The organism is Streptomyces fodineus (assembly GCF_001735805.1).
GTDB lineage: Bacteria > Actinomycetota > Actinomycetes > Streptomycetales > Streptomycetaceae > Streptomyces > Streptomyces fodineus.
In genome coordinates this window covers 1,517,813-1,537,785 of sequence record NZ_CP017248.1, presented here as the reverse complement: position 1 = coordinate 1,537,785, position 19,973 = coordinate 1,517,813, and the positions used below count along the sequence as shown (strand labels likewise).

Genomic DNA, 19,973 nt, shown 5'->3' with positions numbered 1-19,973 from the left:
TGCCGTGAAGGTCGGCGCCGTCATCATCACCATGGGCAACCGGCCCGAGGAACTGCGGGCCCTGCTCGACTCGGTCGCCAAGCAGGACGGCGGCCCCATCGAGGTGGTGGTCGTCGGCAACGGCTCGCCCGTCCCCGACGTCCCCGAAGGCGTACGGACCATAGAGCTGCCCGAGAACCTGGGCATCCCCGGCGGCCGCAACGTCGGCATAGAGGCCTTCGGGCCCAGCGGCCGCGATGCCGACATACTGCTCTTCCTCGACGACGACGGCCTGCTCGCCCGCCACGACACCGCCCAGCTGTGCCGTGAGGCGTTCGAGGCCGATCCCAAGCTCGGCATCGTCAGCTTCCGCATCGCCGACCCGGAGACCGGCGAGACCCAGCGCCGCCATGTGCCCCGGCTGCGCGCCTCCGACCCCATGCGCTCCTCCCGGGTCACCACCTTCCTCGGCGGCGCCAACGCCGTCCGCACCCGGGTCTTCGCCGAGGTCGGCGGCCTGCCGGACGAGTTCTTCTACGCCCATGAGGAGACCGACCTGGCCTGGCGGGCCCTCGACGCCGGCTGGATGATCGACTACCGGTCGGACATGGTGCTGTACCACCCGACCACGGCTCCCTCGCGGCACGCGGTCTACCACCGCATGGTCGCCCGCAACCGCGTGTGGCTGGCCCGCCGCAACCTGCCCGCGCTCCTGGTCCCCGTCTACCTCGGGGTCTGGATGCTGCTCACGCTGCTGCGCCGTCCCTCGCGTCCGGCCCTGCGGGCGTGGTTCGGCGGATTCCGGGAGGGCTGGACCACGCCGTGCGGGCCGCGTCGTCCCATGCGCTGGCGCACGGTGTGGCGGCTGACCCGGCTGGGCCGGCCTCCGGTGATCTGAGAAGCTTCTCTTACCCGAAGAGAGCCAGCTTCTTACCCAGAGAGTTCCGGAATTCCACTCGTGAGTCACACAACGCATGACAGCGGTGTCGCGGTGAGCGCAATACCGTCGCCCGACGAGGGACTGACGGCGGCACAGCTCGCCGCCAAGTACGGACTCGCCGTGAGCGGCGCCCGTCCCTCACTGCCCGAGTACGTCCGCCAGTTGTGGGGGCGGCGCCACTTCGTCCTCGCCTTCTCCCAGGCGAAGCTGACGGCGCAGTACAGCCAGGCCAAGCTCGGCCAGCTGTGGCAGGTGGCGACACCGCTGCTCAACGCGGGCGTGTACTACTTCATCTTCGGCGTGATCCTGCACGCGAGCCGCGGCCTGTCCCAGGACGTGTACATCCCGTTCCTGGTCACGGGCGTGTTCGTGTTCACCTTCACGCAGAGCTCGGTGATGTCGGGTGTCCGCGCGATCTCCGGCAATCTGGGCCTGGTGCGCGCCCTGCACTTCCCGCGCGCCTCGCTGCCCATCTCCTTCTCGCTGCAGCAGCTCCAGCAACTGCTCTTCTCGATGATCGTGATGTTCGTCGTGGCGATCGGCTTCGGCAGCTACCCGAGCCTCGCCTGGCTGCTGATCGTGCCGGTCCTGCTGCTGCAGTTCCTGTTCAACACCGGGCTCGCGCTGATCGTGGCCCGCATGGGTGCCAAGACGCCGGACCTCGCCCAGCTGATGCCGTTCATCCTGCGCACGTGGATGTACACCTCCGGCGTCATGTTCTCCATCCACAAGATCATGGAAGGCCGCTCCGAGATCGCCGTCCGGCTGCTCCAGGTCAACCCGGCCGCGATCTACATGGACCTGATGCGCTACGCGCTGATCGACGGCTACGGCGCCTCGAACCTGCCGCCGCACGTGTGGGCCATCGCGCTCTTCTGGGCCGTGGCCGTCTTCGCCGGCGGTTTCGTGTACTTCTGGAAGGCTGAGGAGAGGTACGGCCGTGGCTGAGCAGAACACCGGGGAGCGCCGCCCCACGGTCATCGCCGACGACCTGCACATCGTCTACCGCGTCAACGGCGCCAAGACCGGCAAGGGCAGCGCCACGGCCGCCCTCAGCCGGATCCTGAAGCGCGGCGGCGACCGGGGCGTGCGCAAGGTGCACGCCGTGCGCGGGGTGTCCTTCGTCGCCTACCGGGGTGAGGCCATCGGCCTGATCGGCTCCAACGGCTCCGGCAAGTCCACGCTGCTGCGGGCCATCGCCGGCCTGCTGCCCGCCGAGAAGGGCAAGGTCTACACCGACGGCCAGCCGTCCCTGCTGGGCGTCAACGCGGCCCTGATGAACGACCTCACCGGCGAGCGCAACGTCATCCTGGGCGGTCTCGCCATGGGCATGTCCCGGGAGCAGATCAAGGAGCGCTATCAGGACATCGTCGATTTCTCGGGCATCAACGAGAAGGGCGACTTCATCACGCTGCCGATGCGCACCTACTCCTCCGGTATGGCGGCCCGGCTGCGGTTCTCCATCGCCGCCGCCAAGGACCACGACGTCCTCATGATCGACGAGGCGCTCGCCACCGGTGACCGCAAGTTCCAGAAGCGCTCCGAGGAACGCATCCGGGAACTGCGCAAGGAGGCGGGCACGGTGTTTCTCGTCAGTCACAACAACAAGTCCATCCGCGACACCTGCAACCGCGTCCTGTGGCTGGAGCGCGGAGAGCTGCGCATGGACGGACCGACCGAAGAGGTCTTGAAGGAGTACGAGAAGTTCACGGGCAAGTGACCCCTGTCGTCCGGGGCTCCGCCGGAAAGCGTCCGGCGGGGTCGCCCCGGGTCCGTAAAGGAACCGTCAACTCCGGCTGGCGGTAGGAATCTTGGAACCAATCGGTGTGTTGTTGTGATGTGCAGGACACCCCGACGGACCTTGCTGCGTTGTACAACGTAAGCTGTACCAGTGCCGGAAAGCGGCAAGTGGGGCGATAACGCGCGACACCCCGCGCCAGGGCAACCCCGCGCATTGCCGGGCGGCGTGTCCGAAATAGTGTGTATTGGGTCGGCAGTGTAGAACGGGAGATGTGACGGCAATGGCTACGGAAACTCCCCAGCTCAACGCAGCATGTGCCGTCACAGCCCCGGGCAGCGCCCGATGACGGTCACCGAGACGGCCCCGGATCCGGAGCGCACCACCCTCGGCAAGGCCACGAGCGAGAACTTTCCCGTGGCCCCCTTCTTCCTGCCCAGGTCCTGGCGCGCCGACCTCATGGCCGTCTACGGCTTCGCCCGCCTGGTCGACGACATCGGCGACGGCGACCTCGCCCCCGGCGGAACCGACGCCCGGCTGCTCGGCGTGTCGGCCACCGAGGCCGAGGACCGCCTGCTCCTCCTCGACGCCTTCGAGGCCGACCTGCGCCGGGTCTTCGGCGGTACCCCGGGCCATCCGCTGCTGCGGCGGCTGCAGCCCACCGTCCGCCGCCACCGCCTCACCCCCGAACCCTTCCTCGGTCTGATCGCGGCCAACCGTCAGGACCAGCTCATCACCCGGTACGAGACCTACGACGACCTCCTGGCCTACTGCGAACTGTCCGCCAACCCCGTCGGCCGCCTCGTCCTCGCTGTCACCGGCACCTCGACCCCCGAGCGGATCCGGCTGTCCGACGCGATCTGCACCGCGCTGCAGATCGTGGAACACCTCCAGGACGTCACCGAGGACCTCGGTCGTGACCGGATCTACCTCCCGGCCGTGGATATGAAGCGCTTTCACGTCCAGGAAACGGATCTCGCCGCGAAAACCGCGAGCGCATCGGTGCGCTCCCTGGTTGCATACGAAGCACAACGCGCCCGCGATCTGCTGAATGAAGGCGCCCCCCTGGTGGGTAGCGTCCACGGCAGGTTGAAGCTGCTGCTCGCGGGGTTCGTGGCGGGGGAAGGGCGGCGATCCGGGCGATCGCCGCCGCCGAATACGACGTACTTCCCGGCCCGCCCCGACCCGGCAAGGTCCAGTTGCTGCGTGAGGCGGGCGTGATCCTGCGAGGAGAGGGGTGATCCGGACCGTGGATTCTCCGTCGCACGTGTCCGCACCGGTACTCGCCGCCTACAGCTACTGCGAGACCGTCACCGGGCAGCAGGCCCGCAACTTCGCCTATGGCATCCGGCTGCTGCCCACGCCCAAGCGCCGCGCCATGTCGGCGCTGTACGCGTTCTCCCGGCGCGTGGACGACATCGGCGACGGTGACCTGGCCGACCAGGTCAAGCTGAAGCGGCTCGAGGAGACCAGGGCGCTGCTCGCCCGGGTCCGGGAGGGCGAGGTCGAGGACGACGACACCGACCCGGTCGCGGTCGCCCTCGCCCACGCTGCACGCGCTTTCCCGATCCCGCTCGGCGGCCTGGACGAGCTGATCGACGGCGTCCAGATGGACGTACGCGGCGAGACCTACGAGACCTGGGACGACCTGAAGGCCTACTGCCGGTGTGTCGCCGGTGCCATCGGCCGCCTCTCGCTCGGCGTGTTCGGCACCGAACCGGGGGCGCGCGGCGCCGAGCGCGCGTCCGAGTACGCCGACACGCTCGGCCTCGCCCTGCAGCTGACCAACATCCTCAGAGACGTCCGCGAGGACGCGGCCGGCGGCCGTACCTATCTGCCCGCCGACGACCTCGCCAAATTCGGCTGCTCGGCCGGGTTCGACGGGCCGACACCGCCGGAGGGCTCCGACTTCGCGGGTCTCGTGCACTTCGAAGTGCGACGGGCCCGCGCCCTTTTCGCCGAGGGCTACCGGCTGCTCCCCATGCTCGACCGGCGCAGCGGCGCCTGCGTGGCCGCCATGGCCGGTATCTACCGCCGGCTGCTGGACCGCATCGAGCGCGACCCGGAGGCCGTGCTGCGCGGCCGGGTCTCGCTGCCCGGACGAGAGAAGGCCTACGTCGCCGTGCGTGGCCTGTCCGGCCTGGACACCCGGCACGTGACCCGCCATGTCTCCCCGCGGTCCGTCAGGAGGCGCGCCTGATGGACCTCACCGAACCAGGGGTCGTGCGCGAGGCAACCCTTCACTCCGGCGTGGCGTCCCAGTCTGCGACGGCTGACCGTGCACCGTTCAACCTGCACGCTCGCACCTCGAAGGGGCGCGAGGCTGTATCTGACATGCGGCTACCGCCGCGTGGGCACGACCAGCCACGACGGACCCGCGGACGCCCGGCGGCCCATCACCGCCCTGCCCGCGGAGCGCATGCACGGAAGGACGCAGGATGAGCGACGGCTCACGCCTCGCACAGACGCACGGCACCGCGGGAGACGAGGGCGCGGCAGGCCGCAGCGCCGTCGTGGTCGGCGGCGGGCTCGCCGGGATCACCGCGGCGCTCGCACTCGCCGACGCGGGCGTCCGTGTCACCCTGCTCGAAGGCAGGCCCAGGCTGGGCGGCCTCGCCTTCTCCTTCCAGCGCGGCGACCTGACCGTCGACAACGGCCAGCACGTGTACCTGCGCTGCTGCACCGCCTACCGCTGGTTCCTCGACCGCATCGAGGCCGCGGCGCTGGCACCGCTGCAGGACCGCCTGGACGTGCCCGTCGTCGACGTCGCCAAACCCGAGGGCAGACGGCTCGGCAGGCTGCGGCGCGACCCGCTGCCCGTCCCCCTCCATCTGGGGCGCAGCCTGGCCGCCTATCCGCACCTCTCGCTCGCCGAGCGCGCCGCGGTCGGGCGGGCCGCGCTCGCGCTGAAGGGGCTCGACCTCGCCGATCCGGCCCTGGACACGCAGGACTTCGGCAGCTGGCTGGCCGCGCACGGCCAGTCGGCGCGCGCCGTCGAGGCCCTGTGGGACCTGGTCGGGGTCGCCACCCTCAACGCGGTCGCGGGCGACGCCTCGCTGGGGCTCGCCGCGATGGTGTTCAAGACCGGTCTGCTGTCCGACCCGGGCGCGGCCGACATCGGCTGGGCCCGCGTCCCGCTGGGCGAACTGCACGACCGGCTGGCCCGCAAGGCGCTCGACTCCGCGGGTGTCCGTACCGAGGTCCGTACACGCGTCACCTCCGTCTCCACCAACGAAAACGGGACCTGGAGCGTTCAGGTTCCCGGCGAGCGCCTCGAAACCGACGCCGTCGTCCTCGCCGTACCCCAGCGCGAGGCCCACGGCCTGCTGCCGCCCGGCGCCCTCGAGGCGCCCGAGCAGCTCCTCGCGATCGGCACCGCGCCGATCCTCAACGTCCATGTGGTCTATGACCGCAAGGTGCTCGCGCGCCCCTTCTTCGCGGCCCTCGGCACCCCCGTGCAGTGGGTCTTCGACCGCACCGACGCCTCCGGGCTCGGCGAGGGCCAGTACCTGGCACTGTCCCAGTCGGCCGCACAGGACGAGATCGACCTGCCGGTCACCGACTTGCGCGAGCGCTATCTGCCCGAGTTGGAGCGGCTGATGCCGGGTACGCGTGGCGCGGTGGTGAAGGACTTCTTCGTGACCCGGGAGCGCACGGCCACGTTCGCCCCCACCCCGGCGTCGGGCGGCTGCGGCCCGGCGCCCGCACCAAAGCCCCCGGCCTGTACCTGGCCGGAGCGTGGACCGCCACCGGGTGGCCCGCGACCATGGAGAGTGCGGTCCGCAGTGGAGTGAGCGCGGCCGACGCCGCCCTCAGTGCCCTGGGCCGGCCCCGCCCCCGCCATCTCTTCGAGTTCGAGGAGGCGGCCTGATGCTCGATCAGGAGCCCGCGGCAGGCCCCCGCACCCCCGGTACCGCAACAAGAGGAGAGACTGTGCCCACTGTGCCCCCGGCCTCGACGCCCGTCCCACGGGCCGCGGTGGACGTGACCGCGTTGCTGGAGCGCGGCCGGACCCTGGCCACTCCGGTCCTGCGTGCGGCCGTCGACCGGCTGGCGCCTCCGATGGACACCGTCGCCGCCTACCACTTCGGCTGGATCGACGCCGCCGGCAACCCGGCCGACGGCGACGGCGGCAAGGCCGTACGTCCCGCGCTGGCCGTGCTCTCCGCCGAGGTCACCGGCGCCAAGCCCGAGGTGGGCATCCCCGGCGCCGTCGCCGTCGAACTCGTCCACAACTTCTCGCTGCTGCACGACGACCTGATGGACGGCGACGAGCAGCGCCGCCACCGCGACACCGTCTGGAAGGTGCACGGGCCCGCCCAGGCGATCCTGGTCGGCGACGCCCTGTTCGCCCTGGCCAACGAGATCCTGCTGGAGCTCGGCACCGTGGAGGCGGGCCGCGCCACCCGCCGGCTCACCACCGCCACCCGCGCCCTGATCGACGGTCAGGCGCAGGACATCTCCTACGAGCACCGCGACCGCGTCAGCGTCGAGGAGTGCCTGGAGATGGAGGGCAACAAGACCGGCGCGCTGCTCGCCGCCTCCAGCTCCATCGGCGCGGTCCTCGGCGGTGCGGACGACGCCACCGCCGACGCGCTGGAGCGGTACGGCTACCACCTCGGCCTCGCCTTCCAGGCGATCGACGACCTGCTCGGCATCTGGGGCGACCCGGAGGCCACCGGCAAGCGGACCTGGAGCGACCTGCGCCAGCGCAAGAAGTCCCTGCCGGTCGTCGCCGCGCTCGCGGCCGGCGGCTCCGCCTCCGAGCGGCTCGGCGAGATCCTCGCCGCGGACGCCAAGAGCAGCGACTTCGAGAACTTCTCCGAGGAGGAGTTCGCCGCACGCGCCGCCCTCATCGAGGAGGCCGGCGGCCGGGACTGGACGGCCGAGGAAGCGCGCCGTCAGCACACCATCGCCATCGAAGCCCTCGACGCCGTCGACATGCCCGGCCGGGTACGCGACTCCTTCACGGCGCTCGCCGACTTCGTCGTCGTACGAAAGAGATGATCACTATCGGCCGAACACGCCTCGCGTAGTCGCCGGCCGGTGTCCGAGGATCGACATCAGGACACCGGCCGACGGCGGACCCAGAGCAGCACGACTCGCACGACTGCACGAAGGGGAAGCCATGACAGCGACGACCGACGGAAGCACCGGGGCGACTGTGCCGCCCCGGGCTGCCGCGGCCAGCGACACCACCGTCACCACCCCCGAGGCGGCCGGGGTGCACGAAGCCGCCGCACGCGCCGCACGGCGCGCCACCGACTTCCTGCTCGCGCGGCAGGACGCCCAGGGCTGGTGGAAGGGCGACCTGGAGACCAACGTCACCATGGACGCCGAGGACCTGCTCCTGCGTCAGTTCCTGGGGATCCGCGACGAGCGGACGACGCAGGCCGCCGCGACGTTCATCCGCGGCGAGCAGCGCGAGGACGGCACCTGGGCCACCTTCTACGGCGGGCCCGGTGAACTGTCCACCACCATCGAGGCGTACGTCGCCCTGCGCCTGGCCGGCGACGCGCCCGACGAGGCGCACATGGCGAAGGCGTCGGCCTGGATCCGCGAGCGCGGCGGCATCGCAGCGGCCCGGGTGTTCACCCGGATCTGGCTCGCCCTGTTCGGCTGGTGGAAGTGGGAGGACCTGCCCGAACTCCCGCCGGAACTCATCTACTTCCCGGCCTGGATGCCGCTCAACATCTACGACTTCGGGTGCTGGGCCCGGCAGACCATCGTGCCGCTCACCATCGTCTCGGCCAAGCGCCCGGTACGCCCCGCGCCCTTCCCGCTGGACGAGCTGCACACCGACCCGGCGAACCCCAACCCGTCCAAGCCGTTCGCCCCGGTGGCCAGTTGGGACGGCGCCTTCCAGCGCCTGGACCGGGCGCTGCACCAGCTGCGCAAGGTCGTCCCGCGCAGACTCCGCAAGGCGGCGATGAACTCCGCCGCCCGCTGGATCATCGAACGGCAGGAGAACGACGGCTGCTGGGGCGGCATCCAGCCCCCGGCCGTGTACTCGGTCATCGCCCTGCACCTGCTCGGCTACGACCTCGAGCACCCCGTGATGCGTGAGGGCCTCGCCTCGCTGGACCGTTTCGCCGTATGGCGCAAGGACGGCGCCCGGATGATCGAGGCCTGCCAGTCCCCGGTGTGGGACACCTGCCTCGCCACCATCGCGCTCGTCGACGCGGGGCTCCCCGCCGACCATCCGCAGCTGGTCAGGGCGGCCGACTGGATGCTCGGCGAGGAGATCGTCCGGCCCGGCGACTGGGCCGTACGGCGGCCCGGGCTTCCGCCGGGGGGCTGGGCGTTCGAGTTCCACAACGACAACTACCCCGACATCGACGACACCGCCGAGGTCTGCCTCGCACTGCGCCGGGTCCGGCATCACGACCCCGAGCGCGTGGACCGGGCCATCGGGCGCGCGGTGCGCTGGAACCTCGGGATGCAGTCGAAGAACGGCGCTTGGGGCGCCTTCGACGTCGACAACACCAGCCCGTTCCCCAACCGGCTGCCGTTCTGCGATTTCGGCGAGGTCATCGACCCGCCGTCGGCCGACGTCACCGCGCATGTCGTGGAGATGCTCGCCGCCGAGGGACTCGCCCACGACCCGCGCACCCGCCGGGGCATCGACTGGCTGCTGGCCGAACAGGAAGCGGACGGCTCGTGGTTCGGCCGCTGGGGCGTCAACTACGTCTACGGCACCGGCTCCGTGGTCCCCGCGCTGACCGCGGCCGGACTGCCCGGCTCGCACCCGGCCATCCGGCGGGCCGTGGCCTGGCTGGAGCGCGTGCAGAACGACGACGGCGGCTGGGGCGAGGACCTGCGCTCCTACAAGTACGTCAAGGAGTGGAGCGGCCGCGGTGCTTCCACCGCCTCGCAGACCGCGTGGGCGCTGATGGCGCTGCTCGCGGCGGGGGAGCAGGACTCCAAGGCCGTCGAGCGCGGCATCCGGTGGCTGGCCGGCACCCAGCGCGAGGACGGCACCTGGGACGAGCCGTACTTCACCGGCACCGGCTTCCCCTGGGACTTCTCCATCAACTACCACCTGTACCGGCAGGTCTTCCCGCTCACCGCCCTCGGCCGGTACCTGCACGGCGACCCCTTCGAGCGCGGCCTCCTCGCCGGGAAACCGCTGTCCGAGGCGAAGGGGAGCTGACTTTGCGCACCCAGCCCGCACCCGCCCCGCTGCTGATCGCCTGCGCGCTCGGCATCGAGCACCTGGCCCTGCGCACGGGCGACAGGAGCGGGGCGGACGGGCCGGTCAGCTTCGTCCGTACGGGCATGGGCCCCCGTGCGGCGGAACGCTCCGTCACCCGGCAGCTCGCGGACCCGGCGCTGGCCGACGCGGTCGTGCTGGCCACCGGCTTCTGCGCCGGGCTCGCCCCCGGTATGCACCCCGGCGACCTGGTGGTCGCCGAGGAGACCCGGGACCCGCGCGGCAGCGTCGCCTGTGTCGGCACCGAACTGCTGGTCAAGGAACTCGTGCGCCTGATGCCGGGACGCACGGTCCACACCGGCCCGCTCACCGGCTCCGACCACGTCGTGCGGGGCCATGAGCGCGCCGATCTGCTCGCGACCGGCGCGATCGCGGTCGACATGGAGTCGGCGGCCACGCTGCTGACCGCCGTCCGCGCCGGTGAACGCCCGGTTGCCGCCGTACGGGTGGTCGTGGACGCTCCCGAACACGAACTCGTGCGGATCGGCACGGTCCGCGGTGGAATATCGGCCTTCCGCGTTCTTCGATCCGTTGTTCCCGCTTTTTTCGAATGGCACCGTTCTTTGCTGCTCCCCCGGAGGTGAGCCAGATGGCCATGCCGTTGCGTCAGTCCATCAAGGTCGCTACCTATCTGCTCGAACAGAAGCTCAAGAAGCGGGACAAGTTCGCCCTGCTCGTCGAGTTGGAGCCGCTGTTCGCGTGCAACCTCAAGTGCGAGGGCTGCGGCAAGATCCAGCATCCGGCAGGTGTCCTGAAGCAGCGCATGCCCGTCGCACAGGCCGTGGGCGCGGTACTGGAGTCCGGTGCGCCGATGGTGTCCATCGCCGGTGGCGAACCGTTGATGCACCCTCAGATCGACGAGATCGTACGGCAGTTGGTCGCCAGGAAGAAGTTCGTGTTCCTGTGCACGAACGCCCTTCTCATGCGCAAGAAGATGGACAAGTTCAAGCCCTCGCCGTACTTCGCGTGGGCCGTGCACATCGACGGGCTGCGCGAGCGGCACGACGCCTCGGTGGCGAAGGAGGGCACCTTCGACGAGGCGGTGGAGGCCATCAAGGAGGCCAAGCGGCGCGGCTTCCGGGTGACCACCAACTCGACCTTCTTCAACACCGACACCCCGCAGACGGTCATCGAGGTGCTCAACTACCTCAATGACGACCTGAAGGTGGACGAGATGATGCTCTCGCCCGCCTACGCCTACGAAAAGGCGCCCGACCAGGAGCACTTCCTCGGCGTGCAGCAGACCCGCGAGCTGTTCAAGAAGGCCTTCGCGGGCGGCAACCGCAGGAAGTGGCGGCTCAACCAGAGCCCGCTCTTCCTGGACTTCCTGGAGGGCAAGGTCGACTTCCCGTGCACGGCGTGGGCGATCCCGAGCTACTCGCTGTTCGGCTGGCAGCGCCCCTGCTACCTGATGAGCGACGGTTACGTGTCCACGTACCGCGAACTGATCGAGAAGACCGACTGGGACAAGTACGGCCGCGGCAAGGACCCGCGCTGCGCCAACTGCATGGCGCACTGCGGCTACGAGCCGACCGCCGTGCTCGCCACGATGGGCTCCCTCAAGGAGTCCCTGCGGGCCGCGCGCGAGACGATGACGAGCGGAAAGCAGAGCTGACGCCATGACCGCCGTCCCCTTGGGCGTTCCCGAGGTACCGGCCCGTCCGGTCGCGCCGCGGCGGCAGTCGCGGCAGATCCAGGTCGGGCCGGTGGCGGTCGGGGGCCAAGCCCCGGTGTCGGTGCAGTCGATGACGACGACCCGTACGTCGGACATCGGCCCCACCCTGCAGCAGATCGCGGAACTGACCGCGTCCGGCTGCCAGATCGTCCGCGTCGCCTGCCCCACGCAGGACGACGCGGACGCCCTCGCCACCATCGCCCGCAAGTCGCAGACCCCGGTGATCGCCGACATCCACTTCCAGCCGAAGTACGTCTTCGCGGCCATCGAGGCCGGCTGTGCGGCGGTCCGGGTGAACCCGGGCAACATCAAGAAGTTCGACGACCAGGTCAAGGAGATCGCGCGCGCCGCCAAGGACCACGGCACGCCGATCCGGATCGGGGTCAACGCCGGTTCGCTGGACCGGCGGTTGCTCCAGAAGTACGGCAAGGCCACTCCCGAGGCGCTGGTCGAGAGCGCGCTGTGGGAGGCGTCCCTCTTCGAGGAGCACGACTTCCGGGACATCAAGATCTCCGTCAAGCACAACGACCCGGTCGTGATGATCGAGGCCTACCGCCAGCTGGCCGAGAGCTGCGACTACCCGCTGCACCTCGGCGTGACGGAGGCCGGCCCGGCCTTCCAGGGCACGATCAAGTCGGCCGTGGCCTTCGGGGCGCTGCTGTCCCGGGGCATCGGCGACACGATCCGTGTCTCGCTGAGCGCGCCGCCGGCCGAAGAGGTCAAGGTCGGCATCCAGATCCTGCAGTCCCTGGGCCTGAGGCAGCGGCGGCTGGAGATCGTCTCCTGCCCGTCCTGCGGCCGGGCCCAGGTCGACGTCTACAAGCTCGCAGAGGAGGTCACGGCGGGCCTCGACGGCATGGAGGTGCCGCTCAGGGTCGCGGTGATGGGGTGTGTGGTCAACGGCCCGGGGGAGGCCCGTGAAGCCGACCTCGGAGTTGCCTCGGGCAACGGAAAGGGGCAGATCTTCGTCAAGGGCGAGGTCATCAAGACCGTACCCGAGTCGAAGATCGTCGAGACCCTCATCGATGAGGCCATGAAGCTCGCCGAGCGGACGAGCCCCGCAGACGAAGTGAGTTGAGCACAGCACGGCACGGACCGAGAGGGGGCCCAGCGTGACCATTCTGGAGACCATCCGGACACCACGCGACCTGAAGGCGCTGTCCGAGACGGATCTTGGTGAACTGTCCCACGAAATACGTGAGTTCCTGGTGCAGGCGGTGTCGAGGACCGGCGGTCACCTCGGGCCCAATCTGGGGGTGGTGGAACTGTCCCTCGCGCTCCACCGGGTCTTCGAGTCACCGGTCGACCGCATCCTGTGGGACACCGGCCACCAGTCCTACGTCCACAAGCTGCTGACCGGGCGTCAGGACTTCTCCAAGCTGCGCGGCAAGGGCGGGCTGTCCGGCTACCCCTCGCGCGAGGAGTCCGAGCACGACGTCATCGAGAACAGCCACGCCTCCACCGCGCTCGGCTGGGCCGACGGCCTCGCCAAGGCCAACCAGGTGCAGGGGGAGAAGGGCCATGTGGTCGCCGTCATCGGCGACGGCGCGCTGACCGGCGGCATGGCCTGGGAGGCGCTGAACAACATCGCGGCCGCCAGGGACCGCCCGCTGATCATCGTCGTCAACGACAACGAACGCTCCTACGCCCCCACCATCGGCGGCCTCGCCAACCACCTGGCCACCCTGCGCACCACCGACGGCTACGAGAAGGTCCTCGCCTGGGGCAAGGACGTGCTGCTGCGCACCCCGATCGTCGGCGCCACCCTGTATGAGTCCCTGCACGGCGCGAAGAAGGGCTTCAAGGACGCCTTCGCCCCGCAGGGCATGTTCGAGGACCTGGGCCTGAAGTACGTCGGCCCGATCGACGGGCACGACATCAAGGCCGTCGAGTCGGCGCTGCGCCGGGCGAAACGGTTCCACGGCCCGGTCCTGGTCCACTGCCTCACGGAGAAGGGCCGCGGCTACGAGCCCGCCCTCCTGCACGAGGAGGACCACTTCCACACCGTCGGCGTGATGGACCCGCTCACCTGTGAGCCGCTGGCGCCGTCCAACGGTCCTTCCTGGACCTCGGTGTTCGGCGAGGAGATCGTGCGGATCGGCGAGGAGCGGGAGGACGTCGTGGCGATCACGGCGGCCATGCTGCACCCGGTGGGCCTCGCCAAGTTCGCCGAGCGCTTCCCCGGCCGGGTGTGGGACGTGGGCATCGCCGAGCAGCACGCGGTCGTCTCCGCGGCAGGCCTCGCCACCGGCGGACTGCATCCGGTCGTCGCCGTCTACGCCACCTTCCTCAACCGCGCCTTCGACCAGTTGCTGATGGATGTCGCCCTGCACCGCTGCGGGGTCACCTTCGTCCTCGACCGGGCCGGCGTCACCGGCGCCGACGGGGCCTCCCACAACGGCATGTGGGACATGTCGGTCCTCCAGGTCGTCCCCGGCCTGAGGATCGCCGCCCCGCGCGACGCCGGTCAGCTGCGCGCCCAGCTGCGCGAGGCCGTCGCCGTGGACGACGCGCCCACCCTGGTCCGCTTCCCGAAGGAGTCGGTCGGCCCGGAGATCCCGGCCGTCGATCACGTCGGGGGCATGGACGTCCTGCACCGCGGCGAACGCCCCGAGGTGCTGCTGGTGGCCGTCGGCGTGATGGCCCCGGTGTGTCTGCAGGCCGCCGACCTGCTGCAGGCGCGCGGCATCAACTGCACGGTGGTGGACCCCCGTTGGGTCAAGCCCGTCGACCCCGCGCTGCCGGGCCTCGCCGCCGAGCACCGGCTGGTGGCCGTGGTGGAGGACAACAGCCGTTCGGCGGGTGTCGGTTCGGCCGTGGCGCTGGCCCTCGGCGACGCCGACGTGGACGTGCCGGTACGGCGGTTCGGCATCCCGGAGCAGTTCCTCGCGCACGCCAAGCGCGGCGAGGTACTGGCCGACATCGGTCTCACGCCCGTCGAGATCGCCGGGCGGATCAGTGGGAGCCTGGCCGTCAAGGACGCGGGCGGCACAGCCAAGGAGAGGCAATGAGCACGGAGTTCGACCTCGGCGCCCTGCTCGCCGAGCGTGGAGCGGAACGCTACGAGCTGCACACCAAGTACCTCAACCCGCAGCTCCCGCGCATGCTGCACACCATCGGCTTCGACAAGGTCTACGAGCGGGCCGAGGGCGCCCACTTCTTCGACGCCGACGGCAACGACCACCTGGACATGCTCGCCGGGTTCGGGGTGATGGGCCTCGGCCGCCACCACCCGGTCGTCCGCAAGGCGCTGCACGACGTACTCGACCTGGACCTCGCCGACCTCACCCGCTTCGACTGCCAACCGCTGCCCGGCCTGCTCGCCGAACGGCTCCTGGCCCACAGCCCGCACCTGGACCGGGTGTTCTTCGGCAACAGCGGCACGGAGGCGGTCGAGACGGCCCTGAAGTTCGCCCGGTACGCCACCGGAAAGCCCCGGATCCTCTACTGCGACCACGCCTTCCACGGCCTGACCACCGGCTCCCTGTCGGTCAACGGCGAGAGCGGCTTCCGGGACGGCTTCGCCCCGCTGCTGCCCGACACCGCCGTACCCCTCGGTGATCTCGGCGCCCTGGCACGGGAGTTGAAGAAGGGCGACGTGGCGGCCCTGATCGTGGAGCCGATCCAAGGCAAGGGGGTGCACGAGGCCCCGCCCGGCTATCTGCGCGCCGCCCAAGAGCTGCTGCACCGGCACAAGGCGCTGCTCATCGCCGACGAGGTGCAGACCGGACTCGGCCGCACCGGCGACTTCTACGCCTACCAGCACGAGGACGGCGTGGAGCCGGACCTGGTGTGTGTGGCCAAGGCGCTGTCCGGCGGCTATGTGCCCATCGGGGCCACCGTCGGCAAGGACTGGATCTTCAAGAAGGTCTACTCGTCCATGGACCGGGTCCTCGTCCACTCGGCGAGCTTCGGCTCCAACGCCCAGGCGATGGCGTGCGGCCTCGCGGTGCTGTCGGTCATGGAGAACGAGCAGATCGTCGCGGGCGTGCGCGGGACCGGCGAGCTGCTGAAGTCCCGGCTGACCGCGCTGATCGACAAGTACGAGCTGCTCGCCGACGTCCGCGGCCGGGGCCTGATGATCGGCATCGAGTTCGGCAGGCCCTCCTCGCTGAAGCTGCGCAGCCGCTGGACCATGCTCCAGGCCGCCCGCAAGGGTCTGTTCGCGCAGATGGTCGTCGTACCGCTGCTCCAGCGGCACCGGATCCTCACCCAGGTCTCCGGCGACCACCTGGAGGTGATCAAGCTGATCCCGCCGCTGATCATCGACGAGGCGGACGTCGACCGGTTCATGGACGCGTTCACCGCCGTGATGGACGACGCACACAGCGGCGGCGGCCTGATGTGGGACTTCGGCAAGACCCTGATCAAGCAGGCGGTGGCGAACCGCTGAACTGTCCCCAGCGGGGCCCAGTGGATGGCCGTGGCGCCGCGCCGCTTTTGCCTGAGAGGCAATAAAATTGCCCACTGGGCAAACCTGGGCCTGAATGGAGGCATGAACGCTTCCGACGCCGAGCCTCCGGCGGGCCCGGGCGACGGGCTGTCCGCCGTCGCACCGCAGCTGCGCGCACTGCGCCGGCGCGCCGGTCTCACCCTGGAGGCCGCGGCCCGCGCCGCCGGGCTCTCACCGGCCCATCTGTCCCGGCTGGAGACGGGACAGCGGCAGCCGTCGCTGCCGATGCTGCTGGCCCTCGCCCGTATCTACGGTACGACGGTCTCCGAACTGCTGGGCGAGACGGTCGCCGACCGGGACGCGATCATGCGGGCCGGCGACATGGAGCCGACCCGGGCGGGCGGCTGGACGTACTTCCAGGCCGGGGCGCCCGGCCGCGGCATGCAGGCCCTGCGCGTACGCGTGCCGTACGGCTCGCAGGGCGACATCGTGCGCGTCCACCCCGGCGAGGAGTGGCTCTACGTCCTCAGGGGCCGGCTGCGGCTGCGCCTCGGTGACGCCGTGCACCTGCTCGCGCCCGGCGACAGCGCGCACTTCGACTCCCTGACCCCGCACCGGCTCGCCGCCGAGGACCACGACGGCGTCGAGCTGCTGTTCGTCCACACCCTGCTGCAGAGCCCCACGGCCACGCTGTGCCTGGGCCCGCTGACCGGAGAGCTGCCATGAGCGACCTCGAGACGAAGTTCCCCCGCGCCCTGTGGATCCGCCTGATCATCTACATCGCCGTCGGCCATGTCCTGGCGGCGTTCCTCTTCCTGCTGTTCGCCTTGGGGGCGAAGAACTGACCCAGGCCGGTTCTCTTTCCACTCGCGCGCGGTATAGCCGGGGCGGTTGCGTCGCGACCGGGTCAGTCCAGCAGGCGTTCGCGCAGCCGGTCCCGGGACTCCGGGGTGAGGCCGAGGCCCTGGTGCAGATAGGTGTCCACGCCGCCCCAGGTCTCCTCGATGGTCTCGAACGCGGCCTGGAGGTACTCGGCGCGGGCGTCGAAGAGGGGGCTCAGCAGCTCCATGACCTCCGGGGTGTAGGCGGTCTCCGCGCTGCCGCTGCGGCGGACCTTGTAGCGCCGGTGCTTGGCGTTGGACTCCAGGTAGTCGACGACGATCGCCTCGCGCTCCACGCCCAGCGCGAGGAGCGTCACGGCTATGGAGATGCCCGCGCGGTCCTTGCCCGCCGCGCAGTGCATCAGGGCGGGCACGCTGTCCTCGGCGAGCGCCCGCAGCACCCGGGAGTGCTCGGCGGTGCGCTCCTTGACGATCGACCGGTACGAGGCGATCATCCGGGCCGCCCCCTTGCCGTCGGCGAGGATGCCGCGCAGCTGGTCGAGGTCGCCGTCGCGGACCATCTTCCAGAACTCGGCGCCGTCCGCCGGGTCGCTCAGCGGCAGGTTCACGTTCCGCACGCCGGGCAGCTCGACGTCCGGGCCCTCCAGCTGCTGGTCGGCCGCGTTGCGGAAGTCGAAGACCGTGTGCAGGCCCAGGGAGGCGAGGAAGGCCGCGTCGTCCTCGGTCGCGTGCGCCAGATGGCCGCTGCGGAACAGTACGCCGTGCCGCACCCGCCGCCCGTCCACGGTCGGCAGTCCGCCGACGTCACGGAAATTGCGCACTCCGGCCAGCTCCGGCTCGGTCGACGGGACCTGCTGCGTCACGGGGGCTCCTCTCGGTCGGGCCCCGCCGTCGCGGCTCGTCGGCGGGCACTCCGTCGACCATACGACATCGGTTTCCTCGGGCAAGGAGTTGTCCACAGGCATTGTCACCAGGCCCGCACCGCCCGATGATGTTGGCACTTGAGCGGATCTGTTGGCACCTGTGAGGTCTTAGTGGTGGACATCGCCGAAGACGGTCGTACCTGGCTCCTCTCGGGGCCCACCAGCAGTTATGCCCTGCATCTCACCGACGCGGACGAGCTGCTCCACCTGCACTGGGGGCCGCGCATCGCCCTCGCCGACGCGGAGGCCCTGGCCGGGGACCCGCTGCCCGGCTACTGGCCCTTCGAGTCCCCGCTCGACGGCCGCGAGGAGTACCCCGTCGAGGGCGGCCCCCGCTTCGTCCGCCCGGCCCTGTCCGTGCGCACCGACGAGCGACGCGGCACCGAGTGGCGTTTCGTGTCGTACCAGACGGAGGGCGACGAGCTGAGACTGCGCTTCGACGACGACGGCCTCGCGGTCACCCTGCACTACCGGATGCGCGGCGACGTCGTCGAGCGCCGGGTCACCGTGGCGAACGGCACGCACGCACGCGTGGAGCTGCTGCGCGCCGACGCGGCCACCTGGACCCTGCCCGAGCGCGACGGCTGGCGGCTGTCCCAGCTGCACGGCCGCTGGGCCGCCGAGTCCCGGCTGACCGCCGCACCGCTCACCTACGGCGAGACGGTCATCGGCAGCCGCCGCGGACACACCGGCCACCAGCACCTGCCCTGGGTGGCGCTCGACACCGACGCCACCGAGGAGCACGGCGAGGTCTACGGCTGCGCGCTCGGCTGGTCCGGCTCCTGGCGCATCGCGATCGCCCAACTCCCGGACGCGCGCGTGCAGATCACCGGCGGCGCCGGCTACGACGACTCGGGCCTGCTGCTCCTCCAGCCGGGGGAGTCGTACACCACACCCGTCTTCGCGGGCCTGTGGAGCGACGGCGGCTTCGGCGGCGCCAGCCGCACCTGGCACGCCTACCAGCGCGCGCACGTCATCCCGGACGCCGAGCGGGACCGGCCGGTGCTCTTCAACTCCTGGGAGGCGACGAACTTCGACATCTCCGAGGAGCAGCAGCTCGCGCTGGCCCGCCGGGCCGCCGGGATCGGCGTGGAGCTGTTCGTGGTGGACGACGGCTGGTTCGGTGCCCGCACCAGCGACCGGGCGGGCCTCGGCGACTGGACCCCCAACCCCGACCGCTTCCCGCGGGGCCTGAAGCCCCTCGCCGAGCAGGTGCACGGCCTCGGCATGCAGTTCGGCATCTGGGTCGAGCCCGAGATGGTCAACCCGGACAGCGACCTGTACCGCGCCCATCCCGACTGGGTGCAGTACCAACCTGGGCGCAGGCGCACGGAACTGCGCAATCAGCTCGTCCTCAACCTCGCCCGCGAGGACGTCCAGGAGTACCTCTGGGAGCGGCTGGACACCCTCCTCTCCAGCGCCCCGATCGACTATGTGAAGTGGGACTTCAACCGCTGCTTCACCGACGCCGGCTGGCCCGGCGAGCCGTATCCGCAGCGCCTGTGGGTGGACCACGTCCGCGCCCTGTACGCCCTGCTGGACCGGCTCCGTGCGGCCCACCCGGGCGTTGCCTTCGAGTCCTGCTCGGGCGGCGGCGGCCGGATCGACCTGGGTGTGCTGAGCCGTACCGACCAGGTGTGGACCTCCGACAACACCGACCCGCTGGACCGGCTCGCCATCCAGCACGGCTTCAGCCAGATCCACCCCGCCCGGGTCATGGCCGCCTGGGTCACCGACAGCCCGAACACCCAGCTCAACGGCCGGGTCAGCACGCTGCGGTTCCGTTTCGTCAGCGCCATGGCGGGCGTCCTCGGGGTCGGCGGCGACCTCACCGAGTGGACCGATGAGGAGTTGGCCGAGGCCCGGCAGTGGGTCGGGCTCTACAAGGAGATCCGCCCGGTCGTCCAGCACGGCGAGCTGTACCGGCTGCGGCCTCCGGCCGGCGGCCTGAGTGCCGTGCAGTACGTCAAGGGGGAGGAGGCGGTGGTCCTCGCCTGGCTCCAGGCGCAGAGCTACGGCGAGCCGGTCCCGGCGCTGCGGCTGCGCGGACTCGACCCGACGGCGTCGTACGCATGTCGCGAAACGGGCGAAGTCCACCGGGGCGCCGTCCTGTTGCACCACGGGCTGCGCACCGGACTCAAGGGCGACCTGGACGCGACGGTTCTCCGCCTCCGTCGCATCTGACCCCTATGTTCGAAAATTGGCCTCGGCGCGACCGGCAACCCTGGTCCGGCCTACCCTGGCCCGGCCTTCGGTGGGCAGCCGTATTC

Annotated in this window: 16 protein-coding genes and 2 pseudogenes; 17 read left to right on the top strand and 1 reads right to left on the bottom strand. The window is 70.7% G+C overall.

From position 1 onward, the window contains the following. Nucleotides 1–4 precede the first annotated feature (4 nt). The 16 genes and pseudogenes from BFF78_RS06455 to BFF78_RS06385 all read left to right on the top strand — a co-directional run bounded on the left by BFF78_RS06455 (nucleotide 5) and on the right by BFF78_RS06385 (nucleotide 16,783). On the top strand, nucleotides 5–877 hold the full coding sequence (locus tag BFF78_RS06455; protein WP_069777388.1) for a glycosyltransferase family 2 protein: 873 nt from the start codon (nucleotides 5–7) through the stop codon (nucleotides 875–877). Between the two features lie 60 nt (nucleotides 878–937). Next, the gene (locus BFF78_RS06450; protein ID WP_069777387.1) at nucleotides 938–1,867 is read left to right on the top strand and encodes an ABC transporter permease; all 930 of its coding nucleotides are present in this window, start codon (nucleotides 938–940) and stop codon (nucleotides 1,865–1,867) included. Next, entirely contained in the window at nucleotides 1,860–2,639 is a 780-nt protein-coding gene (locus BFF78_RS06445) for an ABC transporter ATP-binding protein (protein WP_069777386.1), read from the top strand. Before BFF78_RS06450 ends, BFF78_RS06445 begins: the two co-directional genes overlap by 8 nt. A gap of 363 nt (nucleotides 2,640–3,002) precedes the next feature. Further along, nucleotides 3,003–3,898 (top strand): annotated as a pseudogene (gene hpnC / locus BFF78_RS06440) (squalene synthase HpnC). Next, a complete protein-coding gene (gene hpnD, locus BFF78_RS06435; protein ID WP_069777385.1) occupies nucleotides 3,895–4,857 on the top strand; it encodes a presqualene diphosphate synthase HpnD in 963 nt (320 codons plus the stop codon). The pseudogene hpnC and the gene hpnD overlap by 4 nt, the downstream one beginning before the upstream one ends. Further along, complete coding sequence (locus tag BFF78_RS50045) at nucleotides 4,857–5,099, top strand: DUF6380 family protein (RefSeq protein ID WP_418346623.1); 243 nt, start codon at nucleotides 4,857–4,859, stop codon at nucleotides 5,097–5,099. Before hpnD ends, BFF78_RS50045 begins: the two co-directional genes overlap by 1 nt. After that, nucleotides 5,096–6,528: pseudogene (gene hpnE / locus BFF78_RS06430) on the top strand (hydroxysqualene dehydroxylase HpnE). The gene BFF78_RS50045 and the pseudogene hpnE overlap by 4 nt, the downstream one beginning before the upstream one ends. 71 nt (nucleotides 6,529–6,599) lie before the next feature. Then, complete coding sequence (locus tag BFF78_RS06425) at nucleotides 6,600–7,664, top strand: polyprenyl synthetase family protein (RefSeq protein ID WP_069777384.1); 1,065 nt, start codon at nucleotides 6,600–6,602, stop codon at nucleotides 7,662–7,664. A 121-nt stretch (nucleotides 7,665–7,785) separates the two neighbouring features. Further along, nucleotides 7,786–9,810 (top strand): squalene--hopene cyclase, encoded by a 2,025-nt coding sequence (gene shc, locus BFF78_RS06420; protein WP_069777383.1) that lies wholly within the window; start codon nucleotides 7,786–7,788, stop codon nucleotides 9,808–9,810. 2 nt (nucleotides 9,811–9,812) lie between these two features. Continuing rightward, nucleotides 9,813–10,454, top strand: a complete 642-nt coding sequence (locus BFF78_RS06415) for a phosphorylase family protein (protein WP_069777382.1) — start codon at nucleotides 9,813–9,815, stop codon at nucleotides 10,452–10,454. 5 nt (nucleotides 10,455–10,459) lie between these two features. Beyond that, nucleotides 10,460–11,485 carry an adenosyl-hopene transferase HpnH gene (gene hpnH / locus BFF78_RS06410; protein WP_069777381.1) on the top strand — a complete coding sequence of 342 codons (1,026 nt, stop codon included), beginning with the start codon at nucleotides 10,460–10,462 and terminating at the stop codon, nucleotides 11,483–11,485. Between the two features lie 4 nt (nucleotides 11,486–11,489). Further along, nucleotides 11,490–12,623, top strand: coding sequence for a flavodoxin-dependent (E)-4-hydroxy-3-methylbut-2-enyl-diphosphate synthase (ispG, locus tag BFF78_RS06405; protein ID WP_069777380.1), 1,134 nt, complete (start codon nucleotides 11,490–11,492; stop codon nucleotides 12,621–12,623). Nucleotides 12,624–12,657: 34 nt separating this feature from the next. Then, the gene (gene dxs / locus BFF78_RS06400; RefSeq protein WP_069777379.1) at nucleotides 12,658–14,556 is read left to right on the top strand and encodes a 1-deoxy-D-xylulose-5-phosphate synthase; all 1,899 of its coding nucleotides are present in this window, start codon (nucleotides 12,658–12,660) and stop codon (nucleotides 14,554–14,556) included. After that, on the top strand, nucleotides 14,553–15,938 hold the full coding sequence (locus BFF78_RS06395; protein ID WP_069777378.1) for an aspartate aminotransferase family protein: 1,386 nt from the start codon (nucleotides 14,553–14,555) through the stop codon (nucleotides 15,936–15,938). Before dxs ends, BFF78_RS06395 begins: the two co-directional genes overlap by 4 nt. 102 nt (nucleotides 15,939–16,040) lie before the next feature. Beyond that, nucleotides 16,041–16,664: a helix-turn-helix domain-containing protein gene (locus BFF78_RS06390; protein WP_069777377.1), complete on the top strand. Its 624-nt coding sequence runs from the start codon at nucleotides 16,041–16,043 to the stop codon at nucleotides 16,662–16,664. Beyond that, on the top strand, nucleotides 16,661–16,783 hold the full coding sequence (locus BFF78_RS06385; protein ID WP_069777376.1) for a DUF6126 family protein: 123 nt from the start codon (nucleotides 16,661–16,663) through the stop codon (nucleotides 16,781–16,783). The genes BFF78_RS06390 and BFF78_RS06385 overlap by 4 nt, the downstream gene beginning before the upstream one ends. A gap of 62 nt (nucleotides 16,784–16,845) precedes the next feature. Here the strand turns inward: BFF78_RS06385 and BFF78_RS06380 are convergent, their stop codons facing one another. Then, nucleotides 16,846–17,643, bottom strand: coding sequence for a tyrosine-protein phosphatase (locus tag BFF78_RS06380; protein WP_069777375.1), 798 nt, complete (start codon nucleotides 17,641–17,643; stop codon nucleotides 16,846–16,848). A 171-nt stretch (nucleotides 17,644–17,814) separates the two neighbouring features. Here BFF78_RS06380 and BFF78_RS06375 point away from each other — a divergent pair, with 171 nt between their 5' ends. Beyond that, nucleotides 17,815–19,887, top strand: a complete 2,073-nt coding sequence (locus BFF78_RS06375) for an alpha-galactosidase (protein WP_069777374.1) — start codon at nucleotides 17,815–17,817, stop codon at nucleotides 19,885–19,887. The last annotated feature ends 86 nt before the right edge of the window (nucleotides 19,888–19,973 follow it).